The 16,353-nt window shown below is 40.1% G+C and carries 15 protein-coding genes; 1 reads left to right on the forward strand and 14 read right to left on the reverse strand.

Going from position 1 to position 16,353, the window contains the following annotated elements; genetic code table 11:
• Nucleotides 1–947 precede the first annotated feature (947 nt).
• The 10 genes from lysS to cysK form a co-directional block, all read right to left on the reverse strand.
• Entirely contained in the window at nt 948–2,450 is a 1,503-nt protein-coding gene (lysS, locus tag AAGS61_RS19080; RefSeq protein ID WP_391375715.1) for a lysine--tRNA ligase, read from the reverse strand.
• A gap of 193 nt (nt 2,451–2,643) precedes the next feature.
• Nucleotides 2,644–3,663, reverse strand: coding sequence for a tRNA dihydrouridine synthase DusB (gene dusB, locus AAGS61_RS19085; RefSeq protein ID WP_391375718.1), 1,020 nt, complete (start codon nt 3,661–3,663; stop codon nt 2,644–2,646).
• 19 nt (nt 3,664–3,682) lie between these two features.
• Nucleotides 3,683–3,886 carry a helix-turn-helix domain-containing protein gene (locus AAGS61_RS19090; protein WP_391375721.1) on the reverse strand — a complete coding sequence of 68 codons (204 nt, stop codon included), beginning with the start codon at nt 3,884–3,886 and terminating at the stop codon, nt 3,683–3,685.
• A complete protein-coding gene (gene folK / locus AAGS61_RS19095; protein WP_391375723.1) occupies nt 3,838–4,359 on the reverse strand; it encodes a 2-amino-4-hydroxy-6-hydroxymethyldihydropteridine diphosphokinase in 522 nt (173 codons plus the stop codon). Before folK ends, AAGS61_RS19090 begins: the two co-directional genes overlap by 49 nt.
• Nucleotides 4,356–4,724, reverse strand: coding sequence for a dihydroneopterin aldolase (folB, locus tag AAGS61_RS19100; protein WP_391375726.1), 369 nt, complete (start codon nt 4,722–4,724; stop codon nt 4,356–4,358). Before folB ends, folK begins: the two co-directional genes overlap by 4 nt.
• A gap of 11 nt (nt 4,725–4,735) precedes the next feature.
• Nucleotides 4,736–5,599, reverse strand: a complete 864-nt coding sequence (gene folP, locus AAGS61_RS19105; protein ID WP_391375729.1) for a dihydropteroate synthase — start codon at nt 5,597–5,599, stop codon at nt 4,736–4,738.
• A 2-nt stretch (nt 5,600–5,601) separates the two neighbouring features.
• Entirely contained in the window at nt 5,602–6,450 is an 849-nt protein-coding gene (gene pabC / locus AAGS61_RS19110) for an aminodeoxychorismate lyase (RefSeq protein ID WP_391375732.1), read from the reverse strand.
• Between the two features lie 14 nt (nt 6,451–6,464).
• A complete protein-coding gene (gene pabA / locus AAGS61_RS19115; protein ID WP_391375735.1) occupies nt 6,465–7,037 on the reverse strand; it encodes an aminodeoxychorismate/anthranilate synthase component II in 573 nt (190 codons plus the stop codon).
• Nucleotides 7,034–8,446: an anthranilate synthase component I family protein gene (locus tag AAGS61_RS19120; RefSeq protein ID WP_391375738.1), complete on the reverse strand. Its 1,413-nt coding sequence runs from the start codon at nt 8,444–8,446 to the stop codon at nt 7,034–7,036. Before AAGS61_RS19120 ends, pabA begins: the two co-directional genes overlap by 4 nt.
• A gap of 379 nt (nt 8,447–8,825) precedes the next feature.
• The gene (cysK, locus tag AAGS61_RS19125; RefSeq protein ID WP_391375741.1) at nt 8,826–9,761 is read right to left on the reverse strand and encodes a cysteine synthase A; all 936 of its coding nucleotides are present in this window, start codon (nt 9,759–9,761) and stop codon (nt 8,826–8,828) included.
• A gap of 279 nt (nt 9,762–10,040) precedes the next feature.
• On the opposite strand from cysK, the gene AAGS61_RS19130 reads away from it, so the two are divergent.
• Nucleotides 10,041–11,165 carry an S-layer homology domain-containing protein gene (locus AAGS61_RS19130; protein WP_391375744.1) on the forward strand — a complete coding sequence of 375 codons (1,125 nt, stop codon included), beginning with the start codon at nt 10,041–10,043 and terminating at the stop codon, nt 11,163–11,165.
• Between the two features lie 145 nt (nt 11,166–11,310).
• Here the strand turns inward: AAGS61_RS19130 and AAGS61_RS19135 are convergent, their stop codons facing one another.
• The 4 genes from AAGS61_RS19135 to ftsH all read right to left on the reverse strand — a co-directional run bounded on the left by AAGS61_RS19135 (nt 11,311) and on the right by ftsH (nt 16,241).
• Complete coding sequence (locus AAGS61_RS19135; protein WP_391375747.1) at nt 11,311–12,270, reverse strand: peptidyl-prolyl cis-trans isomerase; 960 nt, start codon at nt 12,268–12,270, stop codon at nt 11,311–11,313.
• Nucleotides 12,254–13,138, reverse strand: coding sequence for an Hsp33 family molecular chaperone HslO (hslO, locus tag AAGS61_RS19140; RefSeq protein WP_391375749.1), 885 nt, complete (start codon nt 13,136–13,138; stop codon nt 12,254–12,256). Before hslO ends, AAGS61_RS19135 begins: the two co-directional genes overlap by 17 nt.
• Nucleotides 13,139–13,156: 18 nt before the next feature.
• On the reverse strand, nt 13,157–13,924 hold the full coding sequence (locus AAGS61_RS19145) for a type III pantothenate kinase (protein WP_391375752.1): 768 nt from the start codon (nt 13,922–13,924) through the stop codon (nt 13,157–13,159).
• A 283-nt stretch (nt 13,925–14,207) separates the two neighbouring features.
• On the reverse strand, nt 14,208–16,241 hold the full coding sequence (ftsH, locus tag AAGS61_RS19150; RefSeq protein WP_391375755.1) for an ATP-dependent zinc metalloprotease FtsH: 2,034 nt from the start codon (nt 16,239–16,241) through the stop codon (nt 14,208–14,210).
• Nucleotides 16,242–16,353 lie beyond the last annotated feature (112 nt).

Raw genomic sequence — 16,353 nt, forward strand, 5'->3', positions numbered from 1 at the left:
TAAAAGAATTTGAGTAAGCTCAAATTTGCTGGCATCATGTTTGATGTCCAAAATTTTGTTTCTTATTCAGAAACGTTTATTGTTAACGTTTTGCTTGTTCAGTTTTCAAAGTTCATTTCGTCGCCGTTTTAGCAGCAACTCTTATATCTTATCAGAATCCCGTTTTCGTGTCAACAACTTTTTTAAAAGTTTTTAACCGACAATGGAATCCTTTTTTTAAAAAACAACCTCTTAATCATACCTTATACTCAACTAAAGAGTCAAGATTTTTTAACGTTTTTTATTTTGTGTCGTTGTGTTTCAGCGACGTTTAATAATTTAACATGTATCTACGAATCTTGCAACCCTTTTTCATTAAAAAATACAAACTTTTTTCCGTCAATAAACAAAAACAAACAACCTTCTTAATTAAACGAAATATCGCTGCTTTAATCGGCATTTCTGATACATCCTTCTTTGAGAAATCAAGAAACTATATTAACTTTTTATTCAGCAATAATGAATTCTAAGTAAAAATACCATCGAACCTTATTCTACTTTTACTTATCAAACTAAACTAGCAAAACTTTACTTTAGTATATAAATCGAAGTTATCATTTATATAATCTAGAAACTTATGCATTTGCTCCCGCAAGGCTGCATGAGCATGGAAAATAAAACCCCAAAAGTGGAATCATATAGCACATATAGCTGACACAAATGCTTTTGTGAAAAGTCAATTCAATATTCCCAACAACTCTTAACCATTAACTTATGAACAGTGTTACAGTGAACACACTATCCTCTTTTAATTTACTCATTTCCTGGCCAAACAAAAAAGGAGCCAAAGTGCATATCCTACACTCCGACTCCTATTTATTCACGTTTGCTCCTAATAATGAAGCAATTCTATTTTCACCTCAGGTAGCGGTTTGTTATCGTACTATGAAACAACACTTTCCCATTGCCTATCTAGATGTATGACGCATTGTTGGGAATAATAGTACATCACGAATTGATGGTGAGTTTGTTAATAGCATGATTAAACGATCAATACCGATCCCTAAACCACCTGTTGGCGGCATACCGTATTCTAAAGCCTCAATGAAATCATTATCCATTTCGTGCGCTTCATCATTACCAGCTTCTTTTTCCGCTAATTGTGCTTCAAAACGTTCACGTTGATCAATTGGGTCATTTAACTCTGTGAAGGCATTTGCATGCTCACGACGAACGATAAATAACTCAAAACGGTCTGTGAAACGTGGGTCTTCTGGATTTTTCTTCGCAAGCGGTGAAATCTCCACTGGGTGACCTGTTACGAACGTTGGTTGTACTAATGTTTCTTCTACTTTTTGTTCGAAGAATTCATTGATGATGTGACCTACTTCGTGTGCAGGTTTGATTTCTACACCATGTTCAGCCGCTAGCGTGCGTGCTTCTTCTACAGACATCGGATTCCAGAAGTCGACACCTGTCGCTTCTTTAACTGCATCTACCATGTGTACACGTTTCCAACCAACACCTAGCTCAATTGTATCTTCACCATATTGGACTGTTGTTGTACCTAACACTTCTTGTGCTACATGTGCAATTAGATTTTCTGTTAAATCCATGATGTCTTTATAATCTGCATATGCTTCATATAACTCAATCATTGTGAACTCTGGGTTGTGACGAGTTGAAATACCCTCATTACGGAATACACGCCCAATTTCGTACACTTTCTCTAAGCCACCTACGATTAAACGCTTTAAGTGAAGCTCAATCGCAATACGCATATAAAGTTCCATATCAAGTGCATTATGATGTGTAATGAACGGACGAGCCGCTGCACCACCTGCAATTGTGTGTAGCATTGGTGTTTCTACTTCTAAGTAACCATGGTTATCTAAATAATTACGAATAGCACGAATAATTTTCGAACGGACGATGAATGTTTCTTTGCTTTCTTCATTTGTCATTAAGTCCAGGTAACGTTGACGGTAGCGTTGCTCTACATCTGTTAAGCCATGGAATTTCTCTGGCATTGGGCGTAGTGATTTTGTTAGGAATGTAAATTCAGTTGCTTTTACTGATAATTCCCCTACTTGTGTACGGAATACGTTCCCTTTCACACCGACGATATCACCAAGATCCGCTTTGTTGAATATCTCGTACGCTTCCTCACCGATTGCATCTTTACGTACATAAATTTGAATTTGACCGCCTAAATCTTGAATATGAGCAAATCCCGCTTTCCCTTTACCGCGCTTTGTCATAATACGACCTGCAATTACAACTTCACGTAAACTTTCTTCTAATTGCTCTTTTGTAAACGCTTCGTTCTCTTGCTTTACTTCATTTGATAAATGTGTGCGCTCAAAACGGCTACCAAATGGGTCCAGTCCACCTTGGCGAATATCCGTCATCTTTTGGCGACGAACCAAAAGTTGGTCGTTTAATTCTTCTATATTTGACACGTTTGTCACTCCTTATTGAATCATCCGCAATATATGCGTTTTTTGTCCATAATTCCTTATTGTACACAAATTTAGTATGCGATTCATCTCTTTCGAGTGAATTCAAGAAAAATACATTTAAAAATATAGCCCGCTCCACAATAGAGCGAGCTCACATCATCATTATTTGCTAAAAAGAGCGTCACCGCCGTGACACTCTTCATTAGATTACTTCCATTTGCGCACACTCTGCTTCGTACTCCGCTACAACACCCGTTAATAACATGCGCAGTTCTGCTTCTGTTTCCGCCTGGTTAATGGCATTGCGGACTTTCCCATTGCCACGAATGCCTTTCAAATACCACGAAGCATGTTTGCGCATTTCACGTACAGCCACCACTTCACCTTTTAATTGAAGTAAACGTTCAAAATGGAGTAGACATACATCAATTTTTTCTGCCACAGATGGTTCTTCCTTTAATTCACCTGTTTCTAAATACTGTACCGTACGATAAATCATCCACGGGTCCCCTAATGCCGCGCGCCCAATCATCACAGCATCGACACCTGTTGTATCCAGCATGCGCTTTGCATCTTGTGGTGTTTCGACATCCCCATTACCAAGGACAGGAATGTTCACACTTTCTTTGACTTGCTTAATAATGTTCCAATCTGCCTTACCTTCATACATTTGCACACGTGTACGGCCATGAACAGCGACTGCTGCACCACCCGCACGTTCAACGGCTTGCGCATTTTCAATCGCAAAAATATGTTCGTCATCCCAACCAATACGCATTTTGACGGAAACGGGCTTCTTCACAGCATCTACTACTGCCGCAACCATTTCATATACTTTATTTGGATCTAATAATAAACGGGCACCCGCTTCACATTTAATAATCTTATTGACTGGGCAACCCATATTAATATCGATAATATCCGCTGTTGTATTTTGATCTACATATTTCGCAGCCTCTACAAGCGTTTCCTTATTGCCACCAAAAATTTGTAGCGAAAGCGGATTTTCACGTTCATCTATATAAAGCATATCTAACGTTTTTTGGTTGCGATATACAAGCCCTTTATCACTAATCATTTCAGCGTAGACTAAACCTGCGCCGAATTCTTTTACCGTCAAACGAAAAGCCGAGTTACAGATACCAGCCATTGGGGCTAATACAACGCGGTTGTCCAACACAATATCTGCAATTTGAAACGGCTTTTGTTGATCGTTTATCATCATTTTGTCCTCCTCGAAGTTATTTAACCATTAACTCCTGTACATCTATATTAAGTTCATCCGCAATTTGTTGAAGTTGTTCAGTAGAAGGGATTTTCTCTCCCCGTTCAATCCGCCCTAAAACGGTTGTGGAAACACCTATACGCTTCGCAAATTCCACTTGCTGCACACGCTTTAATTTTCGAAACGCACGAATTCTTCTACCGAAACGCTCTTCTTCCATTGCACGACGCCTTCTTTCTGTATATCCATTGATTCGAGTGCTTCATGTGCTAAACATAACTGTTCTGTACTGCGGTCGCTAACCTCCACTAACGGTACAAGAACAAACGCACGCTCGAACATGCGTGCATGCGGCACAATTAAGCTCTCTGTTTCAATATTTTCGTGATTATACAGCAAAATGTCAAGGTCAATGATGCGGGGACCCCAGCGAAACTCACGTACGCGACCTAGCTCTTGCTCTATTTGCTGGCATACAGTAAGCATCTCGAATGACGATAAAGACGTTGTCAGACGTAACGCGAGATTTAAAAATGATGCTTGATTAGTAAAGCCAACGGGTGCTGTTTCATAGATAGCGGAAACCATTTCCACCGTTACACCTGCTGTTTCCGCTAAACGTTTTACAGCAAACTTTAAATTGTCTTCGCGGTCCCCCATATTAGTACCGATCGATAAATACACAACATTCATTGAAACTGACCTCTCACAATCTCCACCGCTACTTCCTTATAGTGTCCTGGAATTGGGGGGTCCGGTTTAATAACTTCTACACGACAGCCCTTTACTTGTCCTTCATAGCGAGATAAAATCTGACTTGCGACCGTTTCAGCCACTGCCTCGATTAATTTAAACGGTTTGCCTTCAATTACTTCCTTACAAATATCGTAAACCCCTACATAGCTCACTGTATCTTCTAAGCTATCTGTTTGACCAGCTTTTTGGATATCTACGGCTAACGAGACAGATGCACGAAAACGTTGCCCTAAAACCGTTTCTTCTGGTAATACACCATGATAACCAAAAAATTGCATATCTCTTAAATGAATATAATCCATATGTTACGCTCCTAATGTCTTAGGGCAAGTTCGCCCTCTACTATAAATTTCCCTATAAGGGCATCCATCACTTTCACCGTACGCGCTACTTCCTTCACATCATGTACGCGCATCATATGACAACCTTTCATCACTCCGTATGCACATGTTGCGGCTGTCCCTTCCACACGTTCATCCACTGGTAAATCTAAAATAGAACCAATGAGTCGCTTGCGAGAAGTTGCTAGTAATACAGGATACCCCATTGCGGATAGTTCATCTAAACGTTGCATCGTTTCTATACTTTGCTCTAGATTTTTAACAAACCCAATACCTGGGTCTAGAATAATATGGGCATCTGGCACCCCCGCCTGCTTCACAATGGCAATGCTTTCGGCAATATCTGTTTTAAAATCTGCCCAGTAATTTTGATAGATTTTAGTGTTTCGGTTGTGCATTAAAATAATCGGCACATGATAGTGCGCTGCCACATAAGCCATTTCAGGATCAGCTTTTGCCCCCCAAATATCATTAATGATATGCGCACCCGCTTCAATCGCTGCACGTGCTACTGCTGATTTATACGTATCGATTGAAATGATCGCAGGTACTTCACGTACAAGCGCTTGAATTACGGGCACAACACGTGCGATTTCTTCCTCATCCGAAATACGCTCGTAACCAGGACGTGTTGATTCACCACCCACATCAATAATTTTAGCGCCGTCTGCTACCATTTTCTTCGCCTGTGCAACGGCTGCTTCAACGGAATTATATTGACCACCATCTGAAAATGAATCCGGCGTTACATTTAAAATGCCCATAATAAAAGTCTCTTTTGTGTAGTCTAATGTAATACCGTTTATGACTAATGGCTTCGGATAGTGTTGTAACATCGCTAATCTCCCTTTATCCGTTGTAAAATTTCATCTATATACGCTTCATGTAGTTGTTGATACACTTGTCCCTTCGTACCTGTAAAATAGCTTTCACCTATTTTATGAATGGGCACAAGTTCTTGCACAGCATTCGTTACAAAGCATTCGTCTGCTTGCTCCAGTTCCACTGGCTGATACTTACCTTCTTTTACAATCAAGCCAAGCTTTCGAGCAAAATGTAACACTTGTTTTCGTGTAATGCCACCTAAAATGCCTGTTTCAAGCGCTGGCGTATAAAGTATATCATCTTTCACCCAAAATATATTTGATGTAATGCCTTCTGCTACAAAACCATCTGCTGTTTGAAAAATTCCTTCATAATCCGCTAAGTTAGGTACTTCAAACCGCGCTAACACGTTATTCCCGTAGTGATGGCTTTTAAAGCGTAGTCCACTTTCCGCCGTATTACGGGGTGTTTTTAGCCAAACGGCTTCTTTTTCCTTCCCCCGCGGACGCTCCATTAATGGTTTACGAAACACGATGACCGTTGGAGCACTATAGATCGTTGGCTGTAATCCAATATCATGCACACCTGCTGAGACATTGAGTCGGAAATAGCCATCCCCTTGTGCCGCTTCATTTAACTGCTCAATCACTTGTTGAAAATCTGCCATTGTGTAAGGCAAATTAATATGAAAATGGTGAAGCGCTTCATTTAAACGGGCCATATGTTCTTCCAAAAACGGGACTTTCCCGTCGTATGTCCGAAATGTTTCAAAAAATCCGAGCCCATACAAAAAACCATGGTCGAATGGCGAAATACATAGTTCGTTAGCATCGATATAGTGCCCATTCATCCAGCAAAGCATACTTTTCCAACTCCTTACTTGCAGTATAGCGTGATAAATTCGCGCAATAATTGTTTTCCATCTTCTGTCATAATCGATTCAGGATGATATTGTACGCCTTCAATTGGATACTCTTTATGACGAATCCCCATAATTTCGCCTTCTTCCGTCCAAGCCGTAATCTCTAGACAATCCGGGATGGATACACGCTCTACGATTAATGAATGATAACGTGTTGCCGTAAATGGATTCGCATTCTTTCGATGCAAGCCAATACCCGCATGATGTACAGGCGATGTTTTCCCATGCATTAATCTTTCCGCTCTTATGACGTTACCACCAAATACTTGTGCAATCGCCTGGTGTCCTAAACAAACTCCTAAAATCGGAATCTTCCCTGCAAAATAGTCAATAATGCGTAAACTTTCACCCGCTTCATTTGGCGTACATGGGCCTGGCGAGATGACAATCATTTTGGGTGCAAGTACTTCAATTTCATCTAGCGTCACCTCGTCATTACGCTTCACTAGTAATTCTTCTCCTAGCTCACCTAAATACTGCACCAGGTTATACGTAAATGAATCATAATTATCAATCATTAAAATCATGATGATACTCCTTCCGCCATTGCTTTTGCTTGCCACATTGCTTTTGCTTTATTTAATGACTCGATAAATTCATTCGCAGGAATCGAATCAATTACAATCCCAGCACCAGCCTGGATATATGCCATATCGTCTTGAATGAACGCTGTACGAATGACAATATTTAATTCCATATCGCCTGTATAGCCAATCCACCCAATCGATCCTGTATATAAACCACGTCGTACCGGCTCTAGCTCTTCAATAATTTCCATCGTCCGAATTTTAGGCGCGCCTGTAATCGTGCCGCCTGGGAACATAGCACGAATCACATCTGTATTGGACTTGTGATCCGCTAACTCCCCGCGCACATTGGACACAATATGCATGACATGTGAATAGCGCTCAATGACCATAAATTCATTCACTTCTACTGTCCCATATGCGGATACTTTTCCAAGGTCATTGCGTTCTAAGTCTACGAGCATGACGTGTTCTGCACGTTCTTTTTCATGGTGAATGAGTTCATTTGCTAATGCGATATCCTCCTCATCCGATTGACCACGCGGACGTGTTCCCGCAATCGGGCGAGTAGAAAGCTCTTTCCCGTCACGCTTAATGAGTAATTCAGGTGAACCACTCACAACCGCAAATTCCTCACTTGCGATAAACGCCATATAAGGTGATGGATTAAATGAGCGTACGGCTTCATACATCGTCATCGGTGTCGCCTGTAACTGCTTTGCTTGGCGAACCGACAAATTCACTTGGAATACATCACCTTGTCCAATATACTGTTGAATTTTTCGCACTGCGCCTTCAAACGCTTCCCCTGAAAATGATACGGTTAATTCGTTTTCATCTGGCTTTATTTCAGCGGCCTTTTCTTGGTCAAACAGACGCTTGCCTAGCCCTGTTTCCGCTTGAGATTGCCAGTCACTTGCCCACTGTTGTAAATCCACATCGCTTGTCGATAATTTCATCAATGTAACAATATTTTCTTTTACATCATGAACGGCCCAACTATCAAATAAATAAAAGAAAAGATCCGGCACTTGTAAATCATCTTCTGCTACTGTCGGTAATACTTCAATGGTGCGTACATAATCGTATGAAATAAATCCAATTGCACCACCTTGAAAGAAAGGTAAATGCCTATCGCGCTGTAAGCCAAATTCATTAATGAGTAGCTCTAACTGTGCTAACGCTTCCCCTTCACGTACTTCCACATTTCCACTACCCCACTGTATGTGTAAGCCGTCTTCCACAGATTTTGTTGTGGCAAAAGGATGCATTGCTGCAATGGAATGGTGGCCACCACGACCACTTTCTAAAAATACATAGGCTGTTTCGTTTGCTGTTTGTTCTTTGAAGCTATAAAAAAACGCATCCTTCGTCATTGAAAATGATAACGATTCAACGTTCAATCCCATGTGAAAAACCTCCAATTGTTCTACAAGTAATTACTATTAAACTGAAAAAATGAAAATAAAGCTAACAGGAAATATTGGAAAGGTATCTCCCTTAGCTACCACGAGTATACATGACGTTCTTTATTATGCAGATATCCTGCTAAAAACGCCATGCTTATATGCAAAAAAGAGCCCTCTGAAAAGACATTTTGAAGGGGCATGTTGATACGAACAACATCGGGAACAATATTCCTTAGTAGCTATTGATTAAGAAAAAGGGGATGCCCGGAAAGTTTTCACTTTCTGGACACCCCCTTACAAGAGAACTCGTTCTAAACGTGTACACTCTCTATTTCATTAAAAGTACATTGTATGTGAATATTTCTTACTTCAGTAGCAATTAGTCTTCAAATTGATATAAAGGTGTAGATAGGTAACGCTCACCATTTGATGGTACAACTGCTAGTACATTGGCACCTTTTCCTAAACGTTTCGCCGTTTCGATTGCCGCATGAATCGCTGCACCAGAAGAAATACCCGCTAAAATCCCTTCTTCACGCGCTACTTTACGCGCCGTTTCAAACGCTACTTCGTTTTCTACTGAGAATACAGAAGAATAAATTTCTGTGTTTAATACGTCTGGTACGAAACCTGCACCGATCCCTTGGATTTTATGTGGGCCAGGGTTTCCACCAGATAATACCGGTGAATCTTTTGGCTCTACCGCAATGATTTCGATTTCTGGGAACTGCGCTTTTAACACTTCCCCAGCACCTGTAATTGTACCACCCGTACCGATACCTGCTACAAATGCATCTAATTTTAAACCTTCTGCATCAAATGCTTCTACGATTTCTGGACCTGTTGTTAAACGGTGAATTTCAGCGTTTGCTTCGTTTTTAAATTGCTGTGGTAAGAAGTATCCTTCAGAAGCAGCTAATTCTTCCGCTTTTGCAATAGCACCTTTCATCCCTTCAGGACCAGGTGTTAATACTAACTGTGCACCGTATGCACGTAATAGATTACGACGCTCTAAAGACATTGTTTCTGGCATTACAAGAATGGCTTTATACCCTTTTGCAGCAGCAATCATCGCAAGGCCGATTCCTGTATTCCCTGAAGTCGGTTCAATAATTGTACCACCTGGCTTTAATGTGCCGTCTTTTTCAGCTGCTTCGATCATCGCTAATGCAAGACGGTCTTTTACTGAGGAACCTGGGTTGAAGTATTCTAATTTTACGTATACTGTCCCTTCATTTTCACCTGTTGCATTGTTTAATTTAACGATCGGTGTACGTCCTACTAATTCCGCTACAGAATTGGCTAATTTACTCATATTCACATCTTCCCTTCTCTTAATCCCTACCAAGTAAATAGGTTTTTATTAATTGTATCTTAACAATTTACCAAACCATTGTCAATGTAATAGGCTGTACTTTTAAAATAAATTTTCAGAACAATTAAAAATATATAAAAAACAGCGCAGTACTAAAAAAGGAGCACTTTTTTATATTTCGGGCTTACATTATTCCCATATTATTCTTGTATTCTTTTAAATTAATATCCAGTAATATAATTCATGCATTACAAATACATAAGAAGAGGGGTTAAATCATTGAAGGCAGTTCGTATTTTATTAGTTTTACTTGTTACTTTTAGTCTCCCTTCTATAACACCTGCTTTTGCAGCAGAAAAAACCATTGATCAATATTACATAGATGATGTAGATTACGGGCATGGCGCATATGAACAATTAGAACGCTTCTTGTATGCAGATATCATAGATGGATATGAAGAAACAGGGGTTTATGAAGAAGATGGGGAAGAATATGAATATACATCGATTCTTTTAAAACCAGAAAATAATATTACTCGTGCACAATTCACAAAAATTTTAGTTAATGCTATGCATTTAACAAGCGGGGACATCAAAAAAACGTTCCCTGATGTAAATTCTTCAGATTGGTATTATGACTATGTTCAAATCGCTAGTAGTAGAGGAATTATTACTGGAAAAGTAGATGGAACGTTTAAACCAAATGATAAGATTACACGTGCTCAAATGGCTGTTATGATTTATCGTGCATTCAATGAGACGGTAGATTTTTCAACGTCAGAAAAAACGTTCAAAGATGTCACTCCAAAAAACTTTGCTTATGAAGCAATTGTAAAAATAGCAGGTGTCGGAATTGTAAATGGTTATGGAGACGAGTTCAAACCGAGTAATTTCGCGAAACGTTCCCATGCCGTATTGATGATTGACCGTGCATTACATCTAGAATCTGGGACTGCTGAAGACGAACTTGCAGTGATTCAAACTGTCAATCGTAACGTCACAGAAGAGTTATCACTACAATCTGAACAACCAAATCGTGAAGCGTTGGAAGCTCTTTATCGCGAAACAACAGTCGGTTATTATCTAGCCTATTCACTTGATAACCTGCGTACAATAGATGATCCTGACTATTCATCTGGTTCCATTACAATGGAACAAGTGGGTGAGCATTCAAGCAGCATTGTTTCCGTAAATAAGCGTTTTGCAAAAGTGAAAGTAGACAATCTAAAGGTTCATGTTTCCATGAGTGAACCAGACATGGACATGTCTTTTGAAATGACAATGGATTTATCAGGAACTGCCTATTTAAAGAAAACAGCAGACGGCACTTGGAAAATTTATAACATTGTCTATGATGAAGAGAACTTTGAAGATATGCTAACCGAAGCTATCGCTAATAATTAGCCTAAAAACTAAACCGGCTATAAGAAGGGCTTTCCCATTATCCTTCCTTTTGAAGACATAAGGCACTTTCCGTTCAATTTGAACGGAAAGTGCCTTATTTTTATTGAAAAACACAAGCTTTTCAGTGCACTCGTACTAGATTTCATTATTTCTTTTCTTCGCCGTAAAACCAAGTTACATCAAAATCTGCCCAGAAAGCTTCTGGCGTAATCGTAGCAGATAATTGCTCCATCGCCATTTCACGTGCAATTTGCTCCTTTACTTCTTCATAAGCAAAAGATTGCCCTTCTACCGTTTCTAACAGTTGGACTAATGCATAGCGGCCATCGCTTAGCTTGATTGGTTTACTAGTTTCATCCTTTTTTAACTTGGCAACCGCCTGTCCAATCGCAGTGTCAATCGTATCTTGTTCCTCTGTAATAAAGCCGATATCGCCGCCTAGACTGGCTGATGCTGCATCTAACGAACGTTCTCGCGCTAATACTGAAAAATCTGAACCACTCGCCAATTCTTTTTCAACACTTTGGGCATCTGCCTTCGACGCTACGACAATCATGCTTGTACGATATGCAGTCGGGATATTGTATAAAGACTTATTTTCTTCATAGTATGTAGATGTTTGTTCCTCTTCAATAATAATGTCTTTTGCCAATACCCTTTCTAAAATTAACTGTGCACGTACTTTTTGTCGTAGTTGTTCTTCTGTTAAATTTTCTGTATCATTCATATCTTGTGCTGAACGCATGAGCGCTATTTCTAAATCAATTTCATCTTCTATGACTTTAATGTCGTATTTCTTAGCTGCTTTTTCCATGACAGCTTCATTGACTAAATCTTTCAATGTCTCTTTTCCATATCGGCTTTCTATTTCAGCAAGCCACTGTTGGCGTGTAATTTTCTCGCCATCAATCGTAGCGGCGATTTCCTCGCCGCCTTGATTGTCGCCTCCTGATGGCCAAATCCATAGCATAAACCAAAATATATTCCCTAGTAATAAAATGCCCATTACTGTTAAAGCAGGCTTCGTTTTTAATCGACGTTGCGTTAGTCGTACATTGGTTGGTGTAGGTGATACGGATTTATTATTGTTATGCATTGATTTCATCAATTAACCCTTGCAATTCAGCTTCAGAAAAATCATATGTTTGTAGACAGAAGTGACATTGTGTTTCAATTTCACCTTGCTCCTCAATCATGTCTTGAATTTCCTTCACACCTAAACCAAGAATTGCTGCACCAAATCGCTCTTTCGAACACTGACATTGGAATCTTATCGGCATTGTGCTTAAAATTTGTACATTTCCTTCTTCACCTAGAACCGCTTCTAAAATTTGCTCTGGTGTCATCCCTTTTTCAATCATTTTTGAAACAGGCTCAATTGTACTTAAATGCTTTTCAATTGATTCAATCGTCTCTTCTTCACAACCAGGCATAATTTGTAGAATAAAGCCCCCCGCCGCAAGAATGCTGTTATCTGGATTTACTAACACACCAAGCCCTACAGATGAAGGCACTTGTTCACTCGTTGCGAAATAGTATGTGAAATCTTCTGCAATTTCTCCTGAAACAATCGGTGTTTGACCTGAGAACATATCGCGCAGGCCAAGGTCTTTTACAACCGTCATGAAACCTTCTGTTCCTACCCCAGCACGGACATCTAGTTTGCCGTATTCATTTAAATCAAAGTGTACCTGGCCATTTGTTACATAGCCGCGCACATCGCCTTTTGCGTCCGCATCAATAATCATAGGACCAATTGGACCATTTCCTTCAATTTTGACCGTTAGCTTGTCCTCACCTTTTAGCATCGCACCCATCATCACAGCAGCCGTCATCGAACGACCTAATGCTGCTGAAACAACTGGCCACGTGTTATGACGGCGTTGTGCTTCTCCTACTGTTTCGGTTGTACGTGTTGCAAATGCACGTACTTGGCCGTTATAGCCAATAGCTCTTACTAAATAATCTCCCATGATGTCATTCCTCATTTCTTATTGATTCCGTTTATAAATGATGTATAAACCTTTTAACGTTAAAAACGGTTCGACGATATCAATCATCTTTGTTTCATTGGCAATTAAACTCGCCAATCCACCAGTTGCAATCACAAGCGGCTCTGTCTTACTTTGTGCTTTCATACGACTTACAATGCCCTCGACTTGCCCAACAAAGCCATAATAAATACCTGCTTGCATTGCCGATACAGTATTTTTCCCAACAATATGTGGCGTCTTCGTAATTTCAATACGCGGTAATTTGGCCGCCTTCGTATAAAGCGCTTCGGTTGAGATGGCAATGCCCGGTGCAATGGCTCCGCCCATATATTCACCTTTTTCATTAATATAACAGTACGTATTGGCTGTACCAAAATCAACGATAATCAGTGATTGTTCACCATATTCATGCAAAGCGGCTATGGCATTGACAATGCGATCAGCCCCTACTTCACGCGGATTTTCATATTTAATATTAAGCCCTGTCTTCACACCAGGTCCAACAATAATCGGCTTTACCCGAAAATATTTATGACACATTTCTTCAAGCGCAAACATTATTGGGGGTACAACTGAGGATATGATAATTCCTGTAATCTGGTCAAATGAGATGCCTGCATGTACAAAAAACGCTTTTACTTGCATAGCGTATTCATCTTCCGTTTTATGACGATTTGTCTCCATACGCCAATGGAATGCAAGGCGGTCGTTGTTATATACACCCAGCACAATACTAGAATTCCCTGCATCAAGTACTAAAATCATTTGTCACTCACACCTATCAAGTCCATTTAGAGAAATCATAACACATAACATTCTCTAGATAATAGTACAGTACACGCACTCATTTTCCACGGTTGGATTTATGCATTTCTTTAAGAAAAGCACAAGCGTCCTCTCTAGCCCCGACATGCATTGGAAATAGGGTCACAGTGACCTACACACGAAGAGTCTTTCGAACCGTCACCTTATTCGATAGCAAAAAAATGCAACTCGAGTTGGAATCGAATTGCATTTTTTCTTTTGGGATATTCCCATGCTTTATGATTTATCCACGGTCTTCATCGATGCCTTTTGGACGTTCTGAAGATGGTTCTTCTTTTGGCAAGTCCGCTACTGTTGGATCTGATTTTTTACCAAGAATATCATTATTGATCGTTGGTGTACCAGCTACTTCAACTGTAGGCTCAGCCTCTGTCTTTTCTTGTTCTTTGCTTTCTTTCGCCTCATCCATTGCTTGAATTGAGCTTTCTGGCAATGTACCGTTGTCACGTAAATGTTCGATTTCTTCAGCGTTTAATGTTTCTTTCACCATTAATGTGTTGGCGATTAAATCTAATAACTCACGTTTCTCCGTCAGAATTTGACGTGTACGCTCATATTGCGTATCGATAATTTTTTGCATTTCTTTATCGATTTCATACGCAATTTTATCTGAGTAGTTTTGATCCGAGTTGAAATCGCGTCCTAAGAACACATTACCGCCCGAACCAGAACCAAACTGGATTGCACCAAGGCTTTCACTCATACCATACTCTGTAACCATTGCACGTGCAATATTCGTTACTTTTTGGAAGTCGTTGTGCGCACCTGTTGATACTTCTCCAAGCACAATTTCTTCTGCTACACGGCCACCAAGAAGTCCCGCGATACGGTCTAATAACTCTTGTTTCGTCGTGAAGAAACGTTCTTCCTTCGGCAACATAATTGCATAACCACCTGCTTGACCACGTGGTACGATGGTTACTTTATGCACAGTGTCCGCCTCATCTAGAGTCAAGCCAACTACTACGTGACCTGCTTCATGGAAGGACACTAATTTTTTCTCTTTGTTAGAGTATACACGGCTTGCTTTCGCTGGACCTGCAATGACGCGGTCAGAAGCTTCATCAATATCTACCATGTTAATTGTTTTCTTATTTTTACGAGCGGCCACAAGCGCTGCTTCGTTTAATAAGTTTTCTAAATCGGCACCTGAGAACCCAGGTGTACGTTGTGCTACAGCACCTAAATCAACTGTATCTGATAAAGGCTTGTTACGTGCATGCACTTTAAGGATCGCTTCACGTCCCTTTACATCAGGATGACCTACTGTAATTTGACGGTCAAAACGACCAGGACGTAATAATGCTTTGTCTAGAATATCAGGGCGGTTTGTCGCTGCAATGATGATAATCCCTTCATTTGCACCGAAACCATCCATCTCAACGAGTAATTGGTTTAATGTTTGCTCACGCTCATCGTGACCCCCACCAAGACCCGCTCCACGTTGACGACCGACTGCATCAATTTCGTCAATGAAGATAATACACGGTGCATTTTTCTTCGCGTTTTCAAATAAATCACGAACACGTGATGCACCAACACCGACGAACATTTCTACGAAGTCAGAACCTGAAATCGAGAAGAATGGGACGCCCGCTTCTCCAGCTACCGCACGAGCAAGCAATGTTTTACCCGTACCTGGAGGACCTACTAGTAAAATACCTTTTGGAATACGAGCACCAATTTCAGTAAATTTACGGTGGTCTTTTAAGAACTCTACTACTTCCACAAGCTCTGCTTTTTCTTCATCAGCGCCTGCTACATCTGTAAAGCGTACTTTTTTCTTTTGGTCATCGTAAAGCTTTGCTTTCGATTTACCAAAGTTCATCACTTTATTGCCTCCACCTTGCGATTGACTCAACAAGAAGAAGAATAAAATAATGATAATAATGAATGGGATAATGCCTGTAAAGAAGCTCACCCATCCACTTGTTTCAGGCGCTTGCTCCCAATGTACATCTGGATATGCCTTTTGTAAATCTGTTAGGCGATCCATTAATGCTTGGTTATTTTGAGGAAGGTTAACTGTAAACGTTTCTCCCTCTTCAGCCCCTTTCATAACACCTTCTACAACGTATACACCACTATCTGGTTGTATTACTACCTCTTGGATCGTGCTAGCATCCAAAGCTTTTAAAAACTCATGATACGTCAGCTCTTCAGTTGGCTTATTGCCCCCATTAAATGTGCCAAAAATTCCGATGATCACGAGAAAAATTAACAAATAAAATATGGTGTATCGAAATATTCGATTCATCCCCAGCCTCCTCACAACATTACAGAAAAACTATAAGTAAAATCTTAACATACGATGTTTTCTACATACAACGAAAAGCACTGCTTAAAATATGTTTCACATGATTTTTGTC

Source organism: Lysinibacillus sp. KU-BSD001 (genome assembly GCF_042920265.1).
Lineage (GTDB): Bacteria > Bacillota > Bacilli > Bacillales_A > Planococcaceae > Lysinibacillus_B.

Coding starts and splice junctions, on each gene's coding strand:
- AAGS61_RS19120 (WP_391375738.1), bottom strand. CDS start 8,446: ATGGGATTGAACGTTGAATCGTTATCATTTTCAATGACGAAGGATGCG.
- folK (WP_391375723.1), bottom strand. CDS start 4,359: ATGAATGTTGTGTATTTATCGATCGGTACTAATATGGGGGACCGCGAA.
- pabC (WP_391375732.1), bottom strand. CDS start 6,450: ATGCTTTGCTGGATGAATGGGCACTATATCGATGCTAACGAACTATGT.
- AAGS61_RS19145 (WP_391375752.1), bottom strand. CDS start 13,924: ATGATTTTAGTACTTGATGCAGGGAATTCTAGTATTGTGCTGGGTGTA.
- folP (WP_391375729.1), bottom strand. CDS start 5,599: ATGTTACAACACTATCCGAAGCCATTAGTCATAAACGGTATTACATTA.
- cysK (WP_391375741.1), bottom strand. CDS start 9,761: ATGAGTAAATTAGCCAATTCTGTAGCGGAATTAGTAGGACGTACACCG.
- ftsH (WP_391375755.1), bottom strand. CDS start 16,241: ATGAATCGAATATTTCGATACACCATATTTTATTTGTTAATTTTTCTC.
- folB (WP_391375726.1), bottom strand. CDS start 4,724: ATGGATTATATTCATTTAAGAGATATGCAATTTTTTGGTTATCATGGT.
- dusB (WP_391375718.1), bottom strand. CDS start 3,663: ATGATAAACGATCAACAAAAGCCGTTTCAAATTGCAGATATTGTGTTG.
- pabA (WP_391375735.1), bottom strand. CDS start 7,037: ATGATTTTAATGATTGATAATTATGATTCATTTACGTATAACCTGGTG.
- hslO (WP_391375749.1), bottom strand. CDS start 13,138: ATGGGAGATTATTTAGTAAGAGCTATTGGCTATAACGGCCAAGTACGT.
- AAGS61_RS19135 (WP_391375747.1), bottom strand. CDS start 12,270: ATGAAATCAATGCATAACAATAATAAATCCGTATCACCTACACCAACC.
- AAGS61_RS19090 (WP_391375721.1), bottom strand. CDS start 3,886: ATGGAAGAAGAGCGTTTCGGTAGAAGAATTCGTGCGTTTCGAAAATTA.